This window comes from Candidatus Electrothrix sp., assembly GCF_052785085.1.
In genome coordinates this window covers 11,033-32,225 of record NZ_JALAAI010000015.1, presented here as the reverse complement: position 1 = coordinate 32,225, position 21,193 = coordinate 11,033, and the positions used below count along the sequence as shown (strand labels likewise).

At 46.2% G+C, this 21,193-nt stretch carries 16 protein-coding genes and 2 tRNA genes; 4 read left to right on the top strand and 14 right to left on the bottom strand.

Annotated elements, in window-relative coordinates:
• Positions 1–285 precede the first annotated feature (285 nt).
• The 4 genes from L2082_RS04290 to L2082_RS04275 form a co-directional block, all read right to left on the bottom strand.
• Positions 286–362: transfer RNA gene (locus L2082_RS04290), tRNA-His, on the bottom strand.
• Positions 363–431: 69 nt separating this feature from the next.
• On the bottom strand, positions 432–1,085 hold the full coding sequence (locus L2082_RS04285) for a zinc ribbon domain-containing protein (RefSeq protein ID WP_446007912.1): 654 nt from the start codon (positions 1,083–1,085) through the stop codon (positions 432–434).
• Positions 1,086–1,481: 396 nt separating this feature from the next.
• The gene (locus L2082_RS04280; protein ID WP_446007913.1) at positions 1,482–3,197 is read right to left on the bottom strand and encodes a prephenate dehydratase domain-containing protein; all 1,716 of its coding nucleotides are present in this window, start codon (positions 3,195–3,197) and stop codon (positions 1,482–1,484) included.
• Positions 3,198–3,564: 367 nt separating this feature from the next.
• Positions 3,565–3,641: transfer RNA gene (locus tag L2082_RS04275), tRNA-Thr, on the bottom strand.
• 98 nt (positions 3,642–3,739) lie between these two features.
• Here L2082_RS04275 and L2082_RS04270 point away from each other — a divergent pair.
• Positions 3,740–5,275, top strand: coding sequence for a hypothetical protein (locus L2082_RS04270; RefSeq protein ID WP_446007914.1), 1,536 nt, complete (start codon positions 3,740–3,742; stop codon positions 5,273–5,275).
• 71 nt (positions 5,276–5,346) lie between these two features.
• Positions 5,347–6,507 carry a septal ring lytic transglycosylase RlpA family protein gene (locus tag L2082_RS04265; RefSeq protein WP_446011475.1) on the top strand — a complete coding sequence of 387 codons (1,161 nt, stop codon included), beginning with the start codon at positions 5,347–5,349 and terminating at the stop codon, positions 6,505–6,507.
• 88 nt (positions 6,508–6,595) lie between these two features.
• Here the strand turns inward: L2082_RS04265 and L2082_RS04260 are convergent, their stop codons facing one another.
• The 10 genes from L2082_RS04260 to rnhA form a co-directional block, all read right to left on the bottom strand.
• Positions 6,596–7,762, bottom strand: coding sequence for a multiheme c-type cytochrome (locus L2082_RS04260; protein ID WP_446007916.1), 1,167 nt, complete (start codon positions 7,760–7,762; stop codon positions 6,596–6,598).
• Between the two features lie 117 nt (positions 7,763–7,879).
• The gene (locus tag L2082_RS04255) at positions 7,880–8,977 is read right to left on the bottom strand and encodes a M24 family metallopeptidase (protein ID WP_446007917.1); all 1,098 of its coding nucleotides are present in this window, start codon (positions 8,975–8,977) and stop codon (positions 7,880–7,882) included.
• Positions 8,978–9,063: 86 nt separating this feature from the next.
• Entirely contained in the window at positions 9,064–9,429 is a 366-nt protein-coding gene (locus tag L2082_RS04250; protein ID WP_446007918.1) for a hypothetical protein, read from the bottom strand.
• A 422-nt stretch (positions 9,430–9,851) separates the two neighbouring features.
• Positions 9,852–10,418 (bottom strand): Uma2 family endonuclease, encoded by a 567-nt coding sequence (locus tag L2082_RS04245; protein ID WP_446007919.1) that lies wholly within the window; start codon positions 10,416–10,418, stop codon positions 9,852–9,854.
• A 95-nt stretch (positions 10,419–10,513) separates the two neighbouring features.
• Positions 10,514–10,756: a DUF2892 domain-containing protein gene (locus tag L2082_RS04240; protein ID WP_446007920.1), complete on the bottom strand. Its 243-nt coding sequence runs from the start codon at positions 10,754–10,756 to the stop codon at positions 10,514–10,516.
• Positions 10,757–10,876: 120 nt separating this feature from the next.
• Complete coding sequence (locus L2082_RS04235) at positions 10,877–12,172, bottom strand: hypothetical protein (protein WP_446007921.1); 1,296 nt, start codon at positions 12,170–12,172, stop codon at positions 10,877–10,879.
• Between the two features lie 8 nt (positions 12,173–12,180).
• Positions 12,181–12,984 carry an outer membrane lipoprotein-sorting protein gene (locus L2082_RS04230; protein ID WP_446007922.1) on the bottom strand — a complete coding sequence of 268 codons (804 nt, stop codon included), beginning with the start codon at positions 12,982–12,984 and terminating at the stop codon, positions 12,181–12,183.
• 36 nt (positions 12,985–13,020) lie between these two features.
• Complete coding sequence (locus L2082_RS04225) at positions 13,021–13,626, bottom strand: hypothetical protein (RefSeq protein ID WP_446007923.1); 606 nt, start codon at positions 13,624–13,626, stop codon at positions 13,021–13,023.
• A gap of 47 nt (positions 13,627–13,673) precedes the next feature.
• Positions 13,674–14,039 (bottom strand): CoA-binding protein, encoded by a 366-nt coding sequence (locus L2082_RS04220; protein ID WP_446007924.1) that lies wholly within the window; start codon positions 14,037–14,039, stop codon positions 13,674–13,676.
• Positions 14,040–14,167: 128 nt separating this feature from the next.
• Entirely contained in the window at positions 14,168–14,683 is a 516-nt protein-coding gene (gene rnhA / locus L2082_RS04215) for a ribonuclease HI (protein ID WP_446007925.1), read from the bottom strand.
• Between the two features lie 840 nt (positions 14,684–15,523).
• Between rnhA and glgB the strand changes: the two genes are divergently transcribed.
• Both glgB and L2082_RS04205 read left to right on the top strand, forming a co-directional pair.
• Positions 15,524–17,449 (top strand): 1,4-alpha-glucan branching protein GlgB, encoded by a 1,926-nt coding sequence (gene glgB / locus L2082_RS04210; RefSeq protein WP_446011474.1) that lies wholly within the window; start codon positions 15,524–15,526, stop codon positions 17,447–17,449.
• 63 nt (positions 17,450–17,512) lie between these two features.
• Complete coding sequence (locus tag L2082_RS04205; protein ID WP_446011473.1) at positions 17,513–21,082, top strand: OmpA family protein; 3,570 nt, start codon at positions 17,513–17,515, stop codon at positions 21,080–21,082.
• The last annotated feature ends 111 nt before the right edge of the window (positions 21,083–21,193 follow it).

Genomic DNA, 21,193 nt, shown 5'->3' with positions numbered 1-21,193 from the left:
TCATCTTTTCCCAGGCAAAGCCATTTTAGTCCTCAATGGAAAGCATAACGCAAAAGAGTCTCTCAAACTTTCCTGCGAACCTCTGCATATAAATCAAAAGTAAGAAAAAATTCAACAGGAATCACATTTCTTCCAGTAACAGCAGAATAATAGCGTGATACAGGGCAACGATATAACCGTTAGAGATGAATAACGACAAAGAGAAAGCCAAACACAATTTGGGAAACAGAACTTGGAAACAAAAAAGGCGTTTCAGAAAAAATTTCTGAAACGCCTGATCGTTCATGGGGTGAACGATGGGACTTGAACCCACGACCTCCGAGGCCACAACCCGGTGCTACCACCAACTGAGCTACGCTCACCACAATCAAATCTGTTGTGCGAGGTTATATACTCTCTTACAATCCTTTTGGCAAGCAGAAATTCAACTTTTAATCAAGTTCTTTCTGGCAATGTTTACAAATTTTGGCCCGTGCCTTAATTAATTCGGCACAGTATGGGCATTCCCGTAAAAAATGGTTTGCCAAAAGTTTATTGATGGCCAAATTAATATCCTGCTCCAGTTGGGTATCGGAAAAATCATGGTTCCGCAGCACTTCAACACAGGAGAGATCATTAATTTCAGCAAGCAAAGAGGCTGCCCGCTTCCGATCATCAATTTTAGCGGCATTATCAGTAAGCAGAAAAAGCACTGGTCCTAAATCACTAGCCTCTACACAGGTATCCAGTTTGGCAACAGCCTCTTTTTCTGATTTATAGCGGGCATTTTGTCGTTTTAAAGCCTCTATATCAACAATATTTCCAGTAAATGCTGATGCACCAGCAACCATCATATTATAACTTTCTTTACTATTGGGAATCTCCATGTAGCGATACGAACCCACATGTCCGTATTGATTTTCAATGTATTCCCAGCCCTTGCTAAAAAGGGAACATTCATTATTCAGGCAAATAAACAAAAACTCTGACCCCCAGCCAAGACCGTCCCCCACATGCACGGGTGGGGCATGGCACAGGGTCAGCTCTATATCGCAATGAGGGCAGGTATGTTTTTCTTCAAGATAGGCAAGTGCTCTTTCCAGCATATGTAAACTCCAACAGATAGTAAGATATTAGGTAGTAAGATACTATAGTGTTGCAACCGATATCATCGCCCACTTTCGGTCGATGCAACAGATCGCTTTTGTTGTGCCCCGCTGAACTGCGGGTTCTGCTGCTTATGTCAGGGCAGCCCGGTGCTGTTAAATGTACGCAAAAGAACAAAAGAGGCAATCCCTACTAAAACAATACGTAAAAAAGTATCCAGATTTTTTTTCATAACTCTTTTCCCTGAGCAACGGGATAGTCTATTATAAATAGTATACGCCATGTCCCATGAAAAACGAATCACTTTTCACAGGCCGATACGTTAAGCATGAACATGATCTCCGTCAACAGCGACTTCTTCCAGACAAGGGTTCCTCCAGAACGCCCTGTTTCCTTTAAATAATAGCACCCAGTACCTCGTCCACAGCCTTGGCCTGCTCCATACGGTTACGGAGAAAGGATTCAGTAAGATGCTCACTGTTTTGTTCCATCTGTCTGCACAGCTCCTGGATTCCCTCCTGGTCCCCTTGATCAGCCACTGTTTTTACCCGCTCCAGATTTGCTACAAAGTCATGGACAATTTTGCGACTCTCCCCAGAGGTGGACATAATCTCAGCATAAGTTCTCGGGTTTTGAGAATGTACTCGTGCCATAGCCAAAATAGGGTAAAGGGAGGTCAGAGTGCAATGGGAGGATAAATCCTCAGCAGTAATCCCGTTCTCCTCCAGCGTCATAGCCAGAGCCACAGATATCACAGTGGGCAGCTTCTGGCCAATTCCCATAAGCAAATCATGTTTTGCTGCTGAATCCTGATAAATATTTGCTCCGTGCTTGTATAAAAAGGCCTCAAACTCAGAACAAAAGGTACCACTGCGGCCAGTGCGAACCACAATGGCATTTTTATCCTTCATGGTTGCGGCCTGGGGCCCCCAGAGATTATGGACCAACATAATCTCAACCCCGGCGCTTGTGACCTTCAGGGCGGTTTCAAGAGTGTTTTCTGATTCACCAGCCAACAGGATTAAGGCCTTACCATCCTCAAGAAGGGGTGCATATTGGCGTATGGTGTCTGCTGTAAATGAAATTGGCACACAGATCACCACCACATCGACCTGTGGAATCATCTCTTCCGGTCGGAGTTCTGTACTGCGCCCGGTCATAACAGTACGATAGCCCTCATTTTCTAAACGATCAGCAAACCAGTCACTCATGGCCCCAGTCCCAATAAATCCAAATGACTTTATTATTTTGGAGCGCATATCCACCCGGGGGAAACAGCCAAGCAGACGCATACGGTTGCCTTGACCGATAATTCGCTCCTCTATTGCGACTACCGCCTCCTGCATGGCCCGGTCTTCAATATGGCCTTCTGCTTCGATATAGATCTGTAATTTCTGAGACTTCACATCATTTTCGGAACTCATGTCCAGAATATTGATACCATGCCTGGAAAATTCACCTAGAATATCAACAAGTAAGCCAACTCGATCATCCAGCGGACCTGTAATAAAGGCAGTGGCATCATACCCGGTTGTTTGGGCAATTTCACGGCCCAGAACAGCATAGCGGGTCCGGTTATGTGGGGCAACCTCCCGCTCAATGATGTGCAGACCCAAGGCATCCAGGAGTTGAGCAGTGGCAATAACACCGTGGCTCCTTTCCCCTTGCTCCTGAAGACGGTGAACAGCCTGTTTCATATCCTGAATACTGGTCAGGGTTGCATGAGGAAAAGCTTCACAGAGATATTCATCGCATTGGCGAAACACGGCCCGCTTGCCCAGCAGTACCTCAAGTTCTTCTTTCTGAACATCCGGAAAAAACACACCAAGCGAAAGGTCAGCAGGCAAAACAATATTATCCAGCCAATACCCTTTTTTTACCTGCTCGAACAAACGAAAATACTGCTTATTCTCTCCTTGCCGGGTATTAAATATCGGGATGACGATCTGATCAACGTGCTGGGTGATAAAGGCATCCACAAGGCCACCGGAATGGGGGTACAGTTTAATCTCAGCCTGAGGAGCATATTGGGTGGCAGCCTGCCAGGCATGGGAATGCTCAGGACCAAGGGTGCCAAGGGTTATTTTCTGTTCTGATATTGATGTAGACATAGCAGGTTATCTTCAAAGAAGAAAGCCCCCGAACAGGGAGTGGTTTTCAGCAGTACTTTCCATCATATCCTCTCTGAGGAAGGGACAACAAAATATAAAAGTCGCTCAGATGACTCGTAAGTTAGGACGTAGTGTTGTTGGATGCTTGCCTGATTATCAGACGGAAGAATCCACCCGGCTAACATGAGTGGTTTTATGATTACAAAGTTGTGCTTCAAATGGTATAGTTTTCAAAAAAACACTAAACCTTTTTATAAAAAAAACTTTTTTTACTATGTACGTATTGAAAAAACTGGTACAGGACTGGTACAAAGGTGTACCAATAAAAAATGGTTACGTCTCAGCAAGGCGTAACCATTTGAAATTATGGAGCCGATAACCGGACTTGAACCGGTGACCTACTGATTACGAATCAGCCGCTCTACCAAGCTGAGCTATATCGGCATATTTTTTTTGTGGACGAGACGAATCAGTGAGTTATTTCCCTGCTCATTCAATGAAGCTCTATCCATGTAGCATGGTTAGGCTATACTGTCAAGATTATGAAGCACCATTTTACATTATTAGCCCTTTTTTTTCTGATTTCGCTGCTTGGATGCCAGCAAGAAGAACAAAAACGCAATTCTGCCCCAGCTTCAACGCCAGAAGGACAACCAAGCCCTGTAGCGGTGAAAAAAACATTGCCCCCCCCGCCTCCAGCACCGGGCTGCCAATCCTGTCATACTGAAATACAGCTGGATAGTAATCATAATCTTGCCTGTGCAAGCTGCCATCAGGGCAATAATACAGTCAATGAGAAAAAAGTAGCCCACCAAGGCTTAATCAGCCAGGCCGCAAGCCCGATAGCTATGGAAAAGAACTGTGGTAAATGCCATGCTGAGCAGCTGGAGCGTTGCGCTCAGTCCGGCCATTTTACCATGAGTAATGCTGTTAATCAGGTTCGGGAACATTTTGAGCTTTCGCCGCTGAAGGACCTTACTGAAATCCCGGAAAATGAGGGCATTCCCCAGAATAAGAAAGAGCTGGTCAATGACTTGCTCCGTCGGCAATGCCTGCGCTGCCATGTATATAGTAAGGGGGATGACTACCCTTATGTCCGGCGCGGCAAAGGCTGCGCAGCTTGCCATATGCAGTATATTGATGGCAAACTGACAGGAAAAGAGGAGGGCAAGGCAAACCATGCCTTTATCAGGCCTGCAAAACAGCAATGCCTGAGCTGCCATTATGGTAATCATGTGGGCAGTGACTTTGATGGTGGTTATGAGCAGGATCATAATTGGTCCTACCGCACACCCTTTATCACCAGGGATCCTTTTCTCCGGCCTTATGGCATAGAACTTCATAATCTTGTCCCGGATATTCATCAACAGCGCGGCATGACCTGCCTGGATTGTCATAGTGGTGCTGAGCTTGCTGGTGAAAAGCCTTCTGTGCAATGTCTGGATTGTCATGGATCTGATGTATCTCCTGCTGTTAGCAAGCTTCGGGTTCAGGGGAATGAACGTATTCTCCAGCTCTACAAGAGCGAAGAAGAACGTTTGGTCCCACGTTTGCAACATCCTGCCCATATTAGATATAAGGCTCAGGTTTCCTGTCAGGTTTGTCATGCCCAATGGTCCTATAATGACGGGACAACCCATTTACTGCTCAGCTATTCTGAAGATGTGTACCCCTGGGATCGCCTTGCTGTCCAGTCCAGCTCTGCGGTGGAGCGTTTTGTTGAATATAATCTGTACACTGAAGAGGAGGAGCTTGCTCCTTCCTTGCCTGATCAGATCACTGGCAAACGGAAAGCAGGGATCTGGTATAAGGGCTTTACTCAGCGTCGCTGGGAAGATATCCTGATTGATAAAGATACAGATGGGATCATCAAGGTCTTCCGACCTCTTCTGGATCTCAGGCTTTCTGCCATTGATGAGGAGGAAGAGATCATTGCGGATTTTGATAATCTGATGGGCAAGGATGCAGGGTTACGCCCCTATACCCCCCATACCACAGGTCCGGCTGGCCTTTTTTATGAACAACGTTTTCTCCACCTGCTGTCTGGCCAGGATGGAGAATCCGCAGAAAATCAGTAAAGAAAGATCAAAAAGAGTAAAGAAGAATGATGAGCTTTATCAATACATTTTGCAGGAAAAGTACTATTTTCGTGCCCCTTTTGTTGCTCTGCCTGCTGCTGTTGAACGGTTGTGCCCGGAAAAAAAATATTACACCTGCCAACGATCCAGCTTCTATGCCAGCTTCTATAACAGAAGATGACCAAGAGAAAGACAAAAAAAAGGAAGACAAGAAAGAGGAAGAACAGAAAAAAAAAGAATCTGGGAAAAAGAAACGAGGAAAGAAGAAAGGGAGAAAAACACCTCCAACCCAGCGTCCCTATGTGATTGAAGGGCGAAAATATTACCCGATTCCTTCAGCTGAAGGGTATGAGGAAACAGGCTTGGCCTCCTGGTACGGTGATCCTTTTCACGGTCGCAAGACTGCTAATGGCGAGACCTATGATATGCACGGGGTGACAGCGGCCCATAAAACCCTGCCGATGAATACCATGCTGCTGGTCAAAAACCTGGCCAATGGTAAGACTGCCACGGTTCGCATTAATGACAGAGGACCTTTTGTTGATGGCCGGATTATTGATTTGAGCTATACCACAGCCAGGGAACTTGGGATTTATCGTCGTGGAACAGGTAAGGTTCAGATCGTTGCACTCTGTGCAGCAGGAGAAGATAAGGAAAAACTGAAGAGAGTTCGTCGAAATAAGCAGAAGAATGGACAGCAGGACAGAGAAGAATATGAGGAGATCATCGGCGCACTAGCTGAGGAAGACCCGGAAGACTATCAGGCGTTAGAACTGGAAGAGAGTGGGGACAGGAGGGAACTGCCTCTTCTTGCTGCACACAATAAAAAGAAGAAGATGATCTCCTCCTCAGCTATCAGTGGTACCCAATGTACTGTTATCCTTCCAAATGGCAAAAAAAAGCGTATACGTCAGGATTTTGATACGGGAAATTTTTATATTCAGGTAGGAAGCTTTGAAGAGAAAACACGGGCGCGAAAATTGGCCCGGATTTTTGCTGTTCAAGGGCGTAATGTGGTTATTCAGGAATTTGCTGCTGCTGGAACCCACTTCTTCCGAGTTCTGGTTTTCAGCAGTACCTCGTTAAAAAAGGCAAAACAGCATAAAGAGAAACTCAAAAAACAAGGCTATGAACACGCCTTTGTGATTGCCAGGGATAATCCGCCGAAGAGTCATAAGAAGAATGCTGCTAAAGGGAGCAAAGGGGGAAGAAAAAAGATAGCAGTCAACTGAAAAATAAAGGGCAGACACATAGTTCTGCCCCTACGGCCCCCTCCACATCTATAGAAATTCATAAGAGTTCATATATGAAGACGGTGCATTACAGCGTCAGGCTCTTTATGGCAATGATATGCGCCTTCTCATTCACCCCATCTTCAGGGATTGCAAAACCCTTGATCGCTTTAGGCGGAAAAAGTCGGTAAATCAGCATGACATCCACCTGAGCAATTGTTGGATCCGCAAGGGGATAGGTCATTGTCCGCGTTTCTTCAGCTTTTAGCCGGGTATCAAAAGCAATACCTTCTGCTGCCCAGGAAGGCACACCTTTTTTCTCACCAGCCCGAAAGGCCTGAAAGAACAGGGCCTGTTTATCTTCCAGCGGGCTCTCTTTAAAGTTCTCCCAAATCTTTTTGCCCTCTTTATCCTTGGCAACCACCTTAACAAAGGCGATACGCATGGGATTGGTTGAGGGAAAGGTGTGTTTGATCATATTTTGTACCGTTACCACAAGGCTTCTTTCTTCGCCTTCAGAGCTGATTGTTGCATCAAGGCTTGCTGCCTTTTTCAGCATTTCTTTATCATGACCACCCGGCATCTTATGGGAACGATGGGTTTTGCCGTCTGTGCCAACGGTGGAGCGGCCTGCAATCTTAGGCATATGGCATTCCAGGCAGTTACCCTGGACTTCATCCTTCATTTGGCAGATTGCCACATCATTGCTATTTATTTTATGGCTATGGCAGCCCATACAGACCTTGCCTTCCGCAAAAAGATCAGATTGTCTTGTTGCATGGGGTAACCCTTTTTTTGCTGGTCTGCTGGTGTGAATTGCCCCATCCTTATTAAGCTTATATTGGTTGAATTTGTCTTTTTCGATAATTGATTCTATGCGGTGACAAAAAGTACAGCCGGTTCCTTCGGTGTGGGTCCAGTTTTTACTGTCCAGCTCTGCCGTACCTGCCATCAACTCCTTGATATTATCAGCCATAGGGGTATGACAATTGGCGCAATGATAATTGCCCTTTTTACCTTTTTCTTCCATAGCCTGAACAAAGGCCTGATGTACTGCTCCGTGGGCCGGATTTTCAAGGGCTGATGACTTGGCATGAAATGACTCCATCCACTCTTTGTAGATGGTGGGATGACAAGATGCGCATTCCTCAGATCTTGCTAAAGGGACAGCTCCTTCAGGAAGTTCATGGCTGTAGCCCGTAGTGGCACAGTAGAGCACTGAGCAGCTGAACAGCAACAGGGAAAGATACTTCATAATCAGATTCTCCTTAGTAAGCTATATTATTAATATAATGAAGGTTTTGCCCTATCCGTTTAAAATGGTTTCCGGCAACAACACGTATTTGCACTTTTTTTTCGTTTTTATACTGAACTAGAGGTCTAACCCGGTAGTATCCTGATTTAGCACCTCACAACCGTCCTTCCGGACCACAGCCATATTTTCCAGGCGGATGCCTCCCCATTCTGGAATATAGATTCCCGGCTCAATAGTAACGATCATACCAGCCTGGAGTTTTTTCCTGTTCCTTGGTCCTAATCCAGGTGCTTCGTGAACAGCCAGCCCAACTCCGTGCCCCAGACTGTGCCCGAAAAAATCACCATATCCAGCGTCGTCAATAACCTTACGGGCCGCTTTATCCACCTCACGGCATACTGCCCCGGCCCGGATAGCCTTGATACCGATCAGCTGGGCCTTACGTACTATTCGCAAAATTTGTTGAAATTTCTTCTTTGGTTTACCAATCATAAAGGTACGGGTCATGTCGGAGCAATAGCCTTGTAAGAGCAGGCCCATGTCAATCAGCACGACCTCTCCGTCTTTGAGAATCCGATCAGTAGGTATGGCATGGGGTTTTGCCGCATTGCTGCCAAAGGCAACAATGGTCTCAAAGCTTGGTCTCTCGGCCCCCATTTTTCGCATGGTCTGTTCTAAGGCCAAGGCTATTTCAATTTCAGTCATACCCGGAGCAATGATTTTATAAATGGCCTGAAACACCTGTTCGTTTAAGTGTACAGATTGTTTGATAAGCTGAATCTCTTCTTCGGTCTTGATCACCCGCATCCGTTCCACCAAATCAAGCAGGGGAACCAGTTTAATCTTGATCTTTCCTGTTATTTTCTCCAGCTTATTCACCGATGAATGGAGGAAATAATGGCTTTCAAAGCCCAAGCGTTGTACCTTCAGGGCAGGCAGCAATTTCTTAAGTAGAGCAAACAATCCCTTACGGTAGACCTCTACTGTAAAGCCTTGGGCCTCTTCCTCTGCCTGCAAGGAAAACCGGGAGTCTGTCAGGAGCCAGGGTTTACCTTTTTTCGGGATTAACAACACCCCGGAACTCTCCTGAATGCCGTGGTCAGCAGCTGTGTAGCCGCTCAGGTAGTGCCGATTATGCGGCTCAGTGATAAGGACGGCATCAAGTTTGCGTCCCTGCAAACTCTTCTGAATTTTTTTTATGCGTTGTTTACTCATAGGTTTATTTGTAAGAGGGAGTATGCTCAGGGTGTTACCCTGAGCTAGCTCTATAAAGCCACGTTGGGGCATTGATAATGCCGTCATTATCGCAGGGGATGTCGATCTCTTTCCCGGATCTTCCGAGCAGCCACAAAGAAGACGGTTGCAGAGGCAGAGGAGCATGTCGCAATGGGGCAGCAATGGGGAAAACCAAGAAAGCAGGCCTGCGATGCGGCTGCGCTGGGTGGAAAAATAACAAAGCAGTACTCCTTGATGGTTTTTCCATGCTCCTGAACGATTTTTCTCTGCTCCTCGGTCATTTTTCCGTGCTGCTCTGTGGTTTTGCCGGGCTGATTTGCCGTTTTGCACCGCTCCTTTCTGGTTTTGCTCTCCTGTTTCGTGGTTTTTCCAGGCTGCGGAACAGGAAAAACATAGGCCGCTGTCTTTTTTTCTGTTGAATCCTTTGGCATAACCTGTGGAATTTCTATATCCTCATAAACTCAGGGTGCTACCCTGAGCTGATGTATATTGTCCCTTCAGGACAATGGGCCGGATCCATACCCTGAAAGGGTTACATAGTTTCAGCATGGGGTAACACCCCGTGCAAACTGAAAAAGGAAAAATGAGATCAGACCTCATTGTCTTTCTTAATAAAAACAGGTAACATTTCTATCTACGATAAAACGGCAATATTACCTTGCCCGCCCGGATTTGGCAAGCAATCCGGGATAACCCAGCAAAATCAACCCGGAGACCTTTTCATGGGATGATCAGGAACGTTGTGAGCCGATCAACGGAGAAGATGTTCTGACCTCTAAACAATTCGGTCTGCTTCAGATAGAGTTGACCTCTGTGTTCATTGATGAATAAACAGGGATAGAGGGGGGGAGTTTTATAATGGGATGGAACGATAGAGTTTATCCAAGGATATCGAGCAATCGACTGTCTCGAAAAACAGAATTTCGGATGGACGGGTCAAACGCTGATATTCCCACCTGCCGTTCTCACGTCGTCGATACACCTCAACCTGCATAGCCTCTTGGCTGACCAGAATATATTCGCGAAGCAAAGGGACACTTTGATAATGAAGAAATTTCTGTCCCCTGTCATAGGATTCCGTTCCTTTGGACAGCACCTCAAGGACAATTTCAGCATTATTAACCATATCGTCAGCAATATATGAGGATTCCTCGCAGACGACCATGATATCCGGATAAACATAATGCTGATGCGCTTCAATGGACAGGCGGAAATCCGCCATGTAGGGTGTGCAGGGGGTATCCTCAAGGCAATCTACTAAGGCCGCGACAATTCGACTGGACAGGATATTATGCCAGCGAGTACCTCCTGCCATAGCAAAACACTCTCCCTTGTACCATTCATGCCTTTCCTCACCTTCCCTTTCCGCTGCCAGATACTCTTCTTCGGTAATAAACAGTTCCTGTTCAGCAGCCTGCATGATTTTTCCTCCGTAAAAAAATGATTGATGCGGGCAAAAGAAGACAAAGCCTGTCCCGACCCGAGCGGGCCGGGACAACAAAGTTTTTCACTTTTTTACTTCCCGCAACAACTTTTTCCGCCTTCTCTGGTTTCCGGCACACCCAGCTTTTTCAGGATGATCCCCAACGGGCAGAATTTGGTGAACCCGAACTGAAACAGGTTCAGGCCGACAAAGAGTGGGAGGAAGAGAAAGTACTGGTGAACAAAGATCGGATTGCCGCCGCAATCAAAGCCCAAGGCCAGCCCGACGATAATAAAAAAACCTGCTATACTGTGAATCCAATCTGTTACAATCATGATAAATCTCCATTATATTTGTAATGCAACCGTGTTTAGCTGCTTACCGTGTGAGGGGAGCATAATAAGGGCGAACACAGGAATTCGTGCCCCTACAGTACCTGCTGTATCCCCGGATTATTAAAAACTATAGCGCACCCCGACAAAAGCGTTGCTGTTATCCTGAAACCTGCCCCAGAAGGTATGTTCATCCTCTCCCCAGAACAGGTTGAAACCACCGTCCACCAACCAGTTATCCGTTACCTTATATTGAAATTTGGGCCGGGCATAACCGTCCTGATCCGTGGGTGAATAGTAGACAAAGAGCGACAGGGTCAGGGTTTGCTGCATGAGCAACTTGGTCAGGCGCATGGTGAGCATCTGCCGGTACTCATCTCTGGCCTCCATGCCCGGCGCAACGGTCTGCTCGTAGTTTTCGTACTCGTCAATCACCTCCAGATAATACTGAAAGCCGCCAGTAAGTTCGTGAGCCAGCTCACGTTCAAACCCGACCAGGAAACGGTATTCCGAAGGCCGGATGTACGGATTCCTGCCATCATCGTCATCAAAGGAATCGTAATAGCCTGCTTCGATATTGCCGATACCGCCCAGTACAGGGGAACGGGCCGAAGCCCCCCAGACATTGAGCCGGGGATATATGGCCTTGCCTATGGCGGCATCCATGCCCTCCGGTTCCTGCCAGAAGCCCATGTATCCGTACAGGGCGGTCTCTACGCCGCCAAAGCGGCGGGACAGACGAATTGAGGTCTCATCATCCTCGAAATAGTCATCCGGGGCATTATCCGCCATGACCATATTCTGGCCCACAATCTGACCCGCACCGGGATTGAAATAGGACAAACGTTCGCCTTTGACAAACTCGGATCCCTGAAAACGCGGGGTGTAGACCAAATCAATAATATAATCGCCAAGAAAGATTCCTGTTCGGAAGGCATTGGATGCCTGCTTCAGGTACTCGTCATCCCGACCGATAAAAAAGGACTGCCAGTCTTTGGGAAACATATCATTAATAAAGACCAGATCACCGGTTCCCCAGGTAGAAACCATGCGCCCGATCTTAACATCCAGCACATCGCTGGGCCGAAAGGCCACGTTCAGACCCCGGATATCCGCGTCCACTTCTTCGGTTATGGCATCAGCCAGCAGGTCACCTTTAAACAGGAGCGTGAACGAATCAAAGAAGCGAGTCAATTCCACTTGCGCCCGGGCCTCGCCGATGCTCAGAGTATCCTCATTTTCATCATCCACCAGTCGGCTGCCCAAGCGGGTTTCCGCAAAACCGAGCATTTCAATGCCGTAATCATCGTAGAGACGGTCGGTCAATGAGACCTCTTCTTCAGCCATAGCTGACCCGACACCTGATCCAGCATGACAGGCCAACAGGGCGGATAATGCAAGTAATGCTGTTTTCTTCATGGTTCCTCCTAGCGACGGGCCTCACGAGGCGGACGGCGCAGATAGCGCTCGGTAAAGATATCTTCCTTGAGCCCGATATTATATTTAATATTACTGAACTTGGATACGGTATGACCTCCTTTTTCCAAGTCTGTCACCTTAGATTCGGTCACAGTGGGGAAGCCGTCAACCTCTTCCACTTTGATGGCCTCGACAATGCGATACTCCTTGCCATTTTTATCCAGATACACTGCCTTGACTGGCAGGAAGGTCTTTTTATCGATCTGCACAGTATAGGATGAGAATTCCACATCCTCCGGCTTCTTGGGGATATTTTTGACCACATAATGGGTATCGTTACTTTCCACCAGCTTATGATTATCTTCGGACAGGTTCCGACCGGAGACATCTTCGTACAGAAAATCACTGCCCACAAAAGAGGTCCGCTTATCCGAGGCAGCAATGCGCTTGACCAAATCCAGGGCGGGCAGATACATCCAACGGTCATCGTCCTTGTTCATATGCTTATGAACCATATAGACCATCTTGCTTACATCACTGGGTCTCTTGAAATATACATAAAAAAACTGCTGTCCTCCGTCTTCTTTATCCTTACGAAGAATGATAAACTCGCGGTTGCGTTCACGGCCCTGGCTGTCCGTGATGGTCATGTTGACCTCGGCCTTGCCGTCATCACCGGCATAGTAGGCCGCCAAGTTGGCTTTGCTGACGATTTCCTCCACATCGGGTTCCGCTGCCATAACCGGGCTGGTGACCAGCAGAGCGAACAGGCTGCAGGCGGTGATAGTGGTTGTAATTATTGCTTTCTTCATGGTGTATCCTCCTGTTTATCGTATTAAATAAAAAATTCATTCTTCTCTGAGAAGCGATTCCGCTTGATGAAATACCCAATTCAATACCTCGAATATTTCCTGTAAATCAACCGTAGCTGAGAGTTTCTTGGGATCTCTGATGAACTGGTGCTGTTCCAGCTTACCAAATGCCCAGGTGTTACCTGTTGTCACAACGCCATAACATACATCAGCACCTTGCAGGGAAGCGGCAACCATTTCTGCTAAGGCCTGGGTCCAGCCTTCTTCAAAATTATCTTTCTTGGCCTCTACAATACAGAGCGGCGGAACGCCCATGTCGCCGTACTTTGTTCTTGGTGCAACCAGATAATCGGGCTCGCCAACCAATCCCTTTGCCTGATCCACGTTATAGGGAACATGTGACCAAATCTTCAACAAGGGATATTGCTCTGATACCAGCTCCAGGATCGGGCTGATGATCCTTTCGCAAATGGTTACTTCATTGATAAAATTTAGCTCGTCAATAAGCTTTTTCTCGATCCTGCTGAAATCATACGCAGGGATTGCAATTGCTGATCGCTCCACAAAAGATACGCTACCACTGACTGTAATATCAAATTTCCGGGCAACCTCTGCAACTGATTCAAACGTACCGTATGGCATCCCCTGCTCCTGCTTTTTGTATCGTCATGAGGATAAAATCGAAATCGTTAATACTGATTTGTCGACAGCAACACCAAGGTACAGGCCCGGATAACCTCTATTCCGGCATTTTCCAAGGTACGCTGATGCCCATCATCTTCTGTGCCCGGATTCATGATCACCCGCTTGGGATGCATTTTGATCACGTCATCAATATGATCCTGAAATCGCATTGGGTTAACATAGAGGGTCACCGTGTCAATGCTTCCATCATGGTCAGCAACAGAGTCAAGGCATTCTTGCCCCTCAACCTCTTGCTTAAAGGGATTGACCAAGACAACTTCATGGCGGTGTTTTCGTAGTGCATGCATGGCCTTATTGGCGTATCGATCCGGTTTATCTGTTGCGCCGATAATGGCAACTGTTTCCGTCATTGTTTTCCCTCTTGTTGGCAGTTTCTACAAGATCAATAGTGTATACAGCTTGTTTGCATCCTTTACGCTGATGCCTAATTCTTTGTGGACTTGACCAAGCGTTTTAAAGTCACTGTATGACATAATGTTCAGAATAAGGAATTGGTGGAATTTTGAACAGTTAATCTTGCCGTTTCTTCATATTTTTTATCTTCCTGCAGATTGTCTTGTTTTGCCGCTTCAGCAGCCATCCTGTCACATCTTTCGTTTTCAATGTTTCCTGCATGTCCTTTTACCCATCTAAATTTCACCTCATGTTGTTCGGAGAGATCAAGAAGTCTTTCCCATAAATCCGGATTCTCGGCTTTATCTTTTTTATTTCTTTTCCAACCGTTTGTTCTCCATCTCTTCGCCCAACCCTTTTCAAAGCTGTCCACAACGTATTTTGAATCGCTGTAAACAGTTACATCGCATTTGTATTTCAACGCCTCCAAAGCCGCAATACAGGCTAACAGTTCCATTCTGTTATTTGTCGTCAGTTTGTAACCGCCAGACAGTTCCTTACGATGGTTACCGCATAAAAGAACAGCACCATATCCTCCGGGACCGGGATTGCCCTGGCAACCACCGTCAGTATAAATTGTCACTTGTTTCAGGGTAGTCATGAATATTCTGAATTCTTTTGGTGAAAAAATTAGTTCTCCGTAAGCTTTTTTCTTATCCAGCTTGGATTCCTCCGACAGTCAAGCACTGCTGTTACCAGTACCTCATCGTATATGATTCCCAGGTAATCAACTAAGGAGGTGCGTAAGTGTCTAGGTAGAATGCACCACGAACTCATTCGGCTCAATTGTATAGAAAATTGAAAAACGAAAATTTTCTGATAACACAGCCCCTTGACATAATTTCCCGGCCAAAGAATTAATAGTTTAATTTTACAGCATGAAAATAGGCATTTGAAATTTTTCTTGTACCAATCTGATAAAAAAGTGGCTCTCGTAAGTGCAGTGAGATTTGTTCCCGACAATACTAATACTCTATTCACAATTACAGCATGTTGAAAGGGAAATTTTATAATTTCCTATACAGTAAAATAGTCGGAAAATAAGCAAGGAACAGCAATATATTCTATGGGAACATGCGTCAAGGCACCCAGAATTTACAAGTTCAGCGATCTTGCAAAACATCAAGTCTGAACTAGAAAATTCTAACATAACCACCCTTCATGTCAATCGACTTCGGCAGGAATGGGGGGGGCTATATCTCATCAACTCTGAGTAACACCCTGAATACTTCTTACTTTACCAGAAATTCAAGCATTAATCTCCCAAAAAAATCTTACAAAAAAGGTCTGAAAACCCGCTCCATAAAAAAAAACTTTGAAAAAAAAGAAAAGATACATATAGTGTAGTATTTATTATAGGTAAAGTCGTCTCATAATTTTTTTCCTGGACATACCCTGCTTACTCTTCGTCCTCTATATGGTAACCACTACACAGAACTCTATGAAAGCAAATCATTATAACGGAATCATTGCCCCTGAAAGCTGGCTCGGAGATCTGGACAAATACTTGTTCGGTGAAGGCACCCATGAGCGTTCCTATGAAAAACTCGGTGCCCATCTTGTCACCTTTGAGGGGCAGGAGGGCGTGGTATTCTCGGTCTGGGCACCCAATGCACAGCAGGTTTCCATAGTCGGAGATTTTAATGAATGGAACAATGAAGCTTGCCCCATGCATCCCAGTAACTCTGGAATCTGGACAATCTTTATCCCAGGACTGGGAGAGCATACTGTTTATAAGTACAGGATCACCACCCAAAACAACGAACAATTTGACAAGTCAGACCCCTATGGTTTTGCTATGGAACTTCGCCCCAACACGGGATCGGTTGTGGCCAACCTGAACAACTACCAGTGGCAGGATAAGGATTGGGTCAATAATCGTTCTCAACGCCAATCCCTGGATGGCCCCATTTCTATCTACGAGGTCCACATTGGTTCCTGGCAGCGGGAGCCGGATGAAAAATGGGGGAGTCGTTACCTGACTTATCGTGAGCTGGCTGATAAGTTGATCCCTTATGTACTGGAGATGGGCTACACCCATATTGAGTTGCTCCCCATTGCGGAATATCCCTTTGATGCCTCCTGGGGGTACCAGGTTCTGGGCTTTTTTGCACCAACCAGTCGTTATGGCACGCCCCAAGATTTTATGTATTTTATTGATCAATGCCATCAGCATAATATCGGCGTCATCCTGGACTGGGTACCAGCCCATTTTCCCAAGGACGGATCTGGCCTGAATTATTTTGACGGCACCCACCTTTATGCCCATGAAGACCCCCGCCAAGGCGAGCATCAGGACTGGGGCACCATGATCTTCAACTATGGTCGTAACGAGGTCCGCTCTTTTCTTATCTCCAATGCCCTGTTCTGGATTGATAAGTATCATATTGACGGACTCAGAGTCGATGCAGTCGCCTCTATGCTGTACCTGGACTATTCCCGGGAAGAAGGACAATGGCTGCCCAATAAATACGGGGGGCGGGAAAACCTGGATGCTATCAGCTTTCTCCAGAAGACCAACGAGGTGCTCCACGGCGTTTATCCAGGTGTTCTGACTATAGCTGAAGAATCTACCTCCTGGCCCATGGTTTCCCGACCAACATGGCTGGGTGGTTTAGGGTTTAGCCTGAAATGGAACATGGGTTGGATGCACGACACTCTGAATTACATGACACATGATCCCATCCATCGTCGCTTTCATCATAATGAGATGACCTTTGGTATGATCTACGCCTTTCAGGAAAACTTTACTCTGCCCATCTCCCATGATGAAGTAGTGCATGGGAAAGGTTCCTTGATCAATAAAATGTCTGGCGATGAATGGCAGAAATTCGCCAATCTTCGTGCCTACCTTGGCTTTATGTGGGGATATTCCGGCAAAAAATTGCTCTTTATGGGCTGCGAATTCGGACAATGGCAGGAATGGAATCACGATAAAGGACTGGAATGGGAGGCACTGACAACAAAATTTCATAAGGGAGCACAACGGTATGTTGCTGATCTAAACAAGGTTTACAAGAACGAACCTGCTCTTTATGAAAACGACTATGAATGGTCTGGTTTTTCATGGATAAATGCCAATGACTCAGATAATTCTGTCTTTTCATTTATTCGCAAGGCAAAAAAAACTGATGACTTTCTTGTTATAATCTGTAATTTTACGCCGGTAGTACGTGAAAAATACTGTATCGGCGTGCCCCAGAGCGGTCGATACCGAAAAATTATCAACAGCGATCTGACAGTTTATCAAGGGAGCGGTGTGTGCAACAGCGAGCTGCACACAGTTTCCGAGCGATCCTATGGTATGGAACACTCCCTTATGCTTACTTTACCTCCTCTGGCAACTCTAATTGTAAAACCGGTATAACGCGTAACCAGACTTTTTTTCTTATCTTCAACCAATGAACGTATAGGCTCTGCTATGAAACTCATGCAAAAAATAACACCGCGTTTAGCGCTTTTCATCTCACTCGGTATCCTGCTGTATATTGGTCTTGCAGTGTACCATGCTCAGAGCAAAAAACACCATCAAGAGCAAATCGCTGAAGGCCAGCGTCAGGAAAAAATTCTCCACCTAAAAAGCCAAGCACAGGAATACAAAGATAATTTGGTCGATGCACAGGCCAAAAGCGAGCGGTTACGTTCAGAGTTAAAACGAGTACAGCAAAAAGCTCATGAAGCTGAAGCCAAGGCAGCTGAAGCAGTAAATACTCCTATGGAACAGGCTGCTCCTATAAATACTGAGACTGCTGAGCAGCTGGCAAAGGCTGAGTCCCACATCAACCAATTACAGGAACAGCTGGACAGCACCCGGAAAAAACTCCATGCTGTAACGCAAAAAGAAAACAATGCGAGCAAGAGACTTCTCCAAAAACTCACCACAAGCGAACAGGAGCTGCAACATCGAAAGAACCTTCTTGCTGAGATGCAGGAACGGCGTCGATCTGACCTGCAAAAAATTGCTCAACTGGAAAAAAAGCAACAGCAACAGGCTGAGCAACTTCAGAAAAAACTCAGGGAAAAAGAACAACTGGTTGCTGAAATACAAGAGCGGCTTGTCCAATCCAAGACTCGGCTTGCTGAAGTTGTTCAACTGGAAAAAAAGCAACAACAACAGGCTGACCAGCTTCAGAGAAAGCTCAAGGAAAAAGAGCAACTGGTTGCTGAAATGCAAAGCCAGCTTGCTCAATCCAAGGCCCGGCTTGCTGATGCCACGACCAAACTTTCTGTTGCCAATAATGCAGTACAAAAAGCTGAACTCAAAGCAGAGGCCATGCTCCATTATGGGAAAGAAAAAGACCGGATGCTGGCCCCGTCTGAGCAGAAAGCAGCCATTTTAGAACAACAGCTTCTTGAGCAGCAGGCTCAAATAAAGCTACTTTCTGCTGAACTTGAAGCTGCCCGCAAAAAAATTGCAACAGCCACGAAAGAGAATCAGCAATTAACAAAGCAAGCCACTGCATTAAAAAATTCTGAAAAGGACCAACAGAAAGTAGTTGCTACTTTGAAAGAACAGCTACAAAAAATCGGTCGTGAACTGCGGGAAAAACAAATCTCCTTTAAGTCCCAAAATGATGCCCTGACCAACACCCAGGCTGAGCTTAAAAAAATAACTGAAGAACGAGACAATCTTGCTGGCAAGATTGAAGAAATGAATAAGGCCCTTGAAGCATCAAAGGCTCTTGAAGCAAAACTGGCAGATCATGAAAAAGAAAAACAGGATCTCGCCGAAAAGATTTCTAAACTTAACCAGTTAGTTGCAGAAAAAGAGCAGCAACAGAAAAAACAGCAAAAACTGTTAAGCGAAGCAGTAGCCCGGATCACTGAATTGCAACAAGCTGAGAAAAAACTCCAGCTTAAAAATGAGGCCTTACTGCAATACGGCAAAGAAAAAGAGATACAGCTGGCTCCTTCTCAGGAGCGGATTGCTGCTCTGGAAAAACAACTCCAGGCAAAACAACAGGAGGTGGAAGCCCTCCAAAAAGACATAGAAGAACGTGCAGCCCAGGGAACAGAGCTGGTTAATCAGGTTGCCAGCCTGACAGAGTCAGCACTGGTTCGGAACCAGGAAACGGAGCGATTGACCCAGGAGCTTAACGATGCACAGGCATCCATTGAAAAGCTGACCAATGAACTGACGCAAACCAAGGCATCTTTACAAACAGCTCAAGAAAATCTTGCTGCGGCTCAGGAAAAAGAACAGGCACTGCAACAACGTATTGCTGGAAAGCATGAAGAGCTGACTGTCATTAAAGCTGAGGTGGCACGCTTAACAGCTGAACTTGCTGACCAGAAAAAGACAAATGATGAGCTGAAGCAACAGCAGGAAAGTCTGGCAGCTGAACTTGAAGCAGCACAGGCCAAAGAGGCAGAACTTAGCAAACAACTGGCTGCAAAGATCGAGGCATTAACTGCAGCAACAGCAGCTGTTGATCAGGCAAAGACTGATATTGCCACGGCTCAGGAAAAGGTCACTGCCTTAGAAGCACAGGTGGACGAAAAAGAAGCTGCTCATGATCTTCTTCAGGAAAAGGCAGCAGCACTGGAAGCGCAGGTTGCTGATCTTCTCCCCTTACAAGAGCAACTGCGTACTACCCAGGAGCAGATTGCTACCTTAGAGGCTGAACTGGCAAATGCTCAGGGGTTGCAAACGCAACTCACAGCCAGCCAGGAAAAGATTACTGCTTTGGAAAACCAACTTGCTGCATTACCCACAACGGCTGAGGAATTCAATGCTACCCAGGAAAAGGTGGCCGACCTGGAAACACAACTGGCTGAGGCACAAACCCAGGCAAAGCTGTTGACTGCTGAACAGGAAAAAGTAACAGCACTGGAAGCACAGATTACTGAACTCCAGCAAGAAACTGAAAAATTTACTGTGGCTCAAGAGAAGATCGCAAAGATGGAGCAGGAACTTGCCCAGGCGGCTGCACAGGCTGAACAGCTGGCCTCGGAACAGCAAAAAACCGATGCTCTGGAAGCCAAAATCACTGAGCTTCAGGCGATTGAACAGCAATCAGCAGCTACAGAAGAACAAATAACCGCCTTGACACAAGAGTTGGAAAAAGCCAAGGCGCAGATAGCAGAACTCACTGCTGCCAAAGAAGAAAAAGAAAAATTAGCAGCTGAGCTTGCCGCAACGCAGGAAAAACTCACTGAGTTGACAGCAGCGCAGGAGGCTACTGGCAACACAACCACAGCCCTTGAAGAGGAGATTAAGACCTTAAAAGCAAATCTGGAGGAAAAAGAGCAGGCATTGGTTGCAAAAAATGAAGTTCTTACTCAGGTCAAGGCTACCTTGGAACAACAGGCCGCAACAACAGCTGAGGCAGAAGAAGCAGCAAAAAAAGCTGAACAGCTGACCGCTGCGTTGACAACCTCAAACGAAAAATTAACTGCTTTACAGGCAAATATTACAGAATTGGAGCAGGAAATAGCGCGTCTGAAAGAGCAACTCAAGCAACAAGAGCAGCAAGAAGCATCACAGCAGGCCCCGGTACAGCAGGAAGAAGTACCTGCTGAGGCAGCAGCATCTACAGACAGCCCGGTACAGGAAGAGCCTGAAGAAAACGCTTCAGTAGAAACTGATTCTCCTGTGCAGCAGGAAATTCAGGAACTCGCCAGCCTGGATCATGACAATGATGGTAATGTTGACGCAACTATTATTCTTTCAGGAGTTAACTTTACAGTGGGCACAGCCGACCTCACCCAAGAGGCAAAAACCAGCCTGCGAACAATTACAGGTCTCCTGCAAAAACATGCTGCTGATCAACGCTTTGAAGTGGCTGGTTATACTGATAGCATGGGCAGCCCTGGAAGAAATCAGCAGCTCTCTGAACAACGGGCAAGATCTGTACGGAATTTTCTCATTGAACAAGGAATTGCCGCAGATCATTTAGTGAGCAAGGGCTATGGTCAGGAGAATCCTGTTGCTGATAATGCAACACCAGAAGGACGGGCCATGAATCGGCGAGTGGAGTTGCATCAAATAGCTGAGTAGTAAATTTCTCTATCCCGTTCCTCTCTGGTGCGGGATAACGCACATGAAAAAAGCCCGGCGTTTATCACGTCGGGCTTTATTTATCTGTTTTTATCCTGACTTTTCCCAATT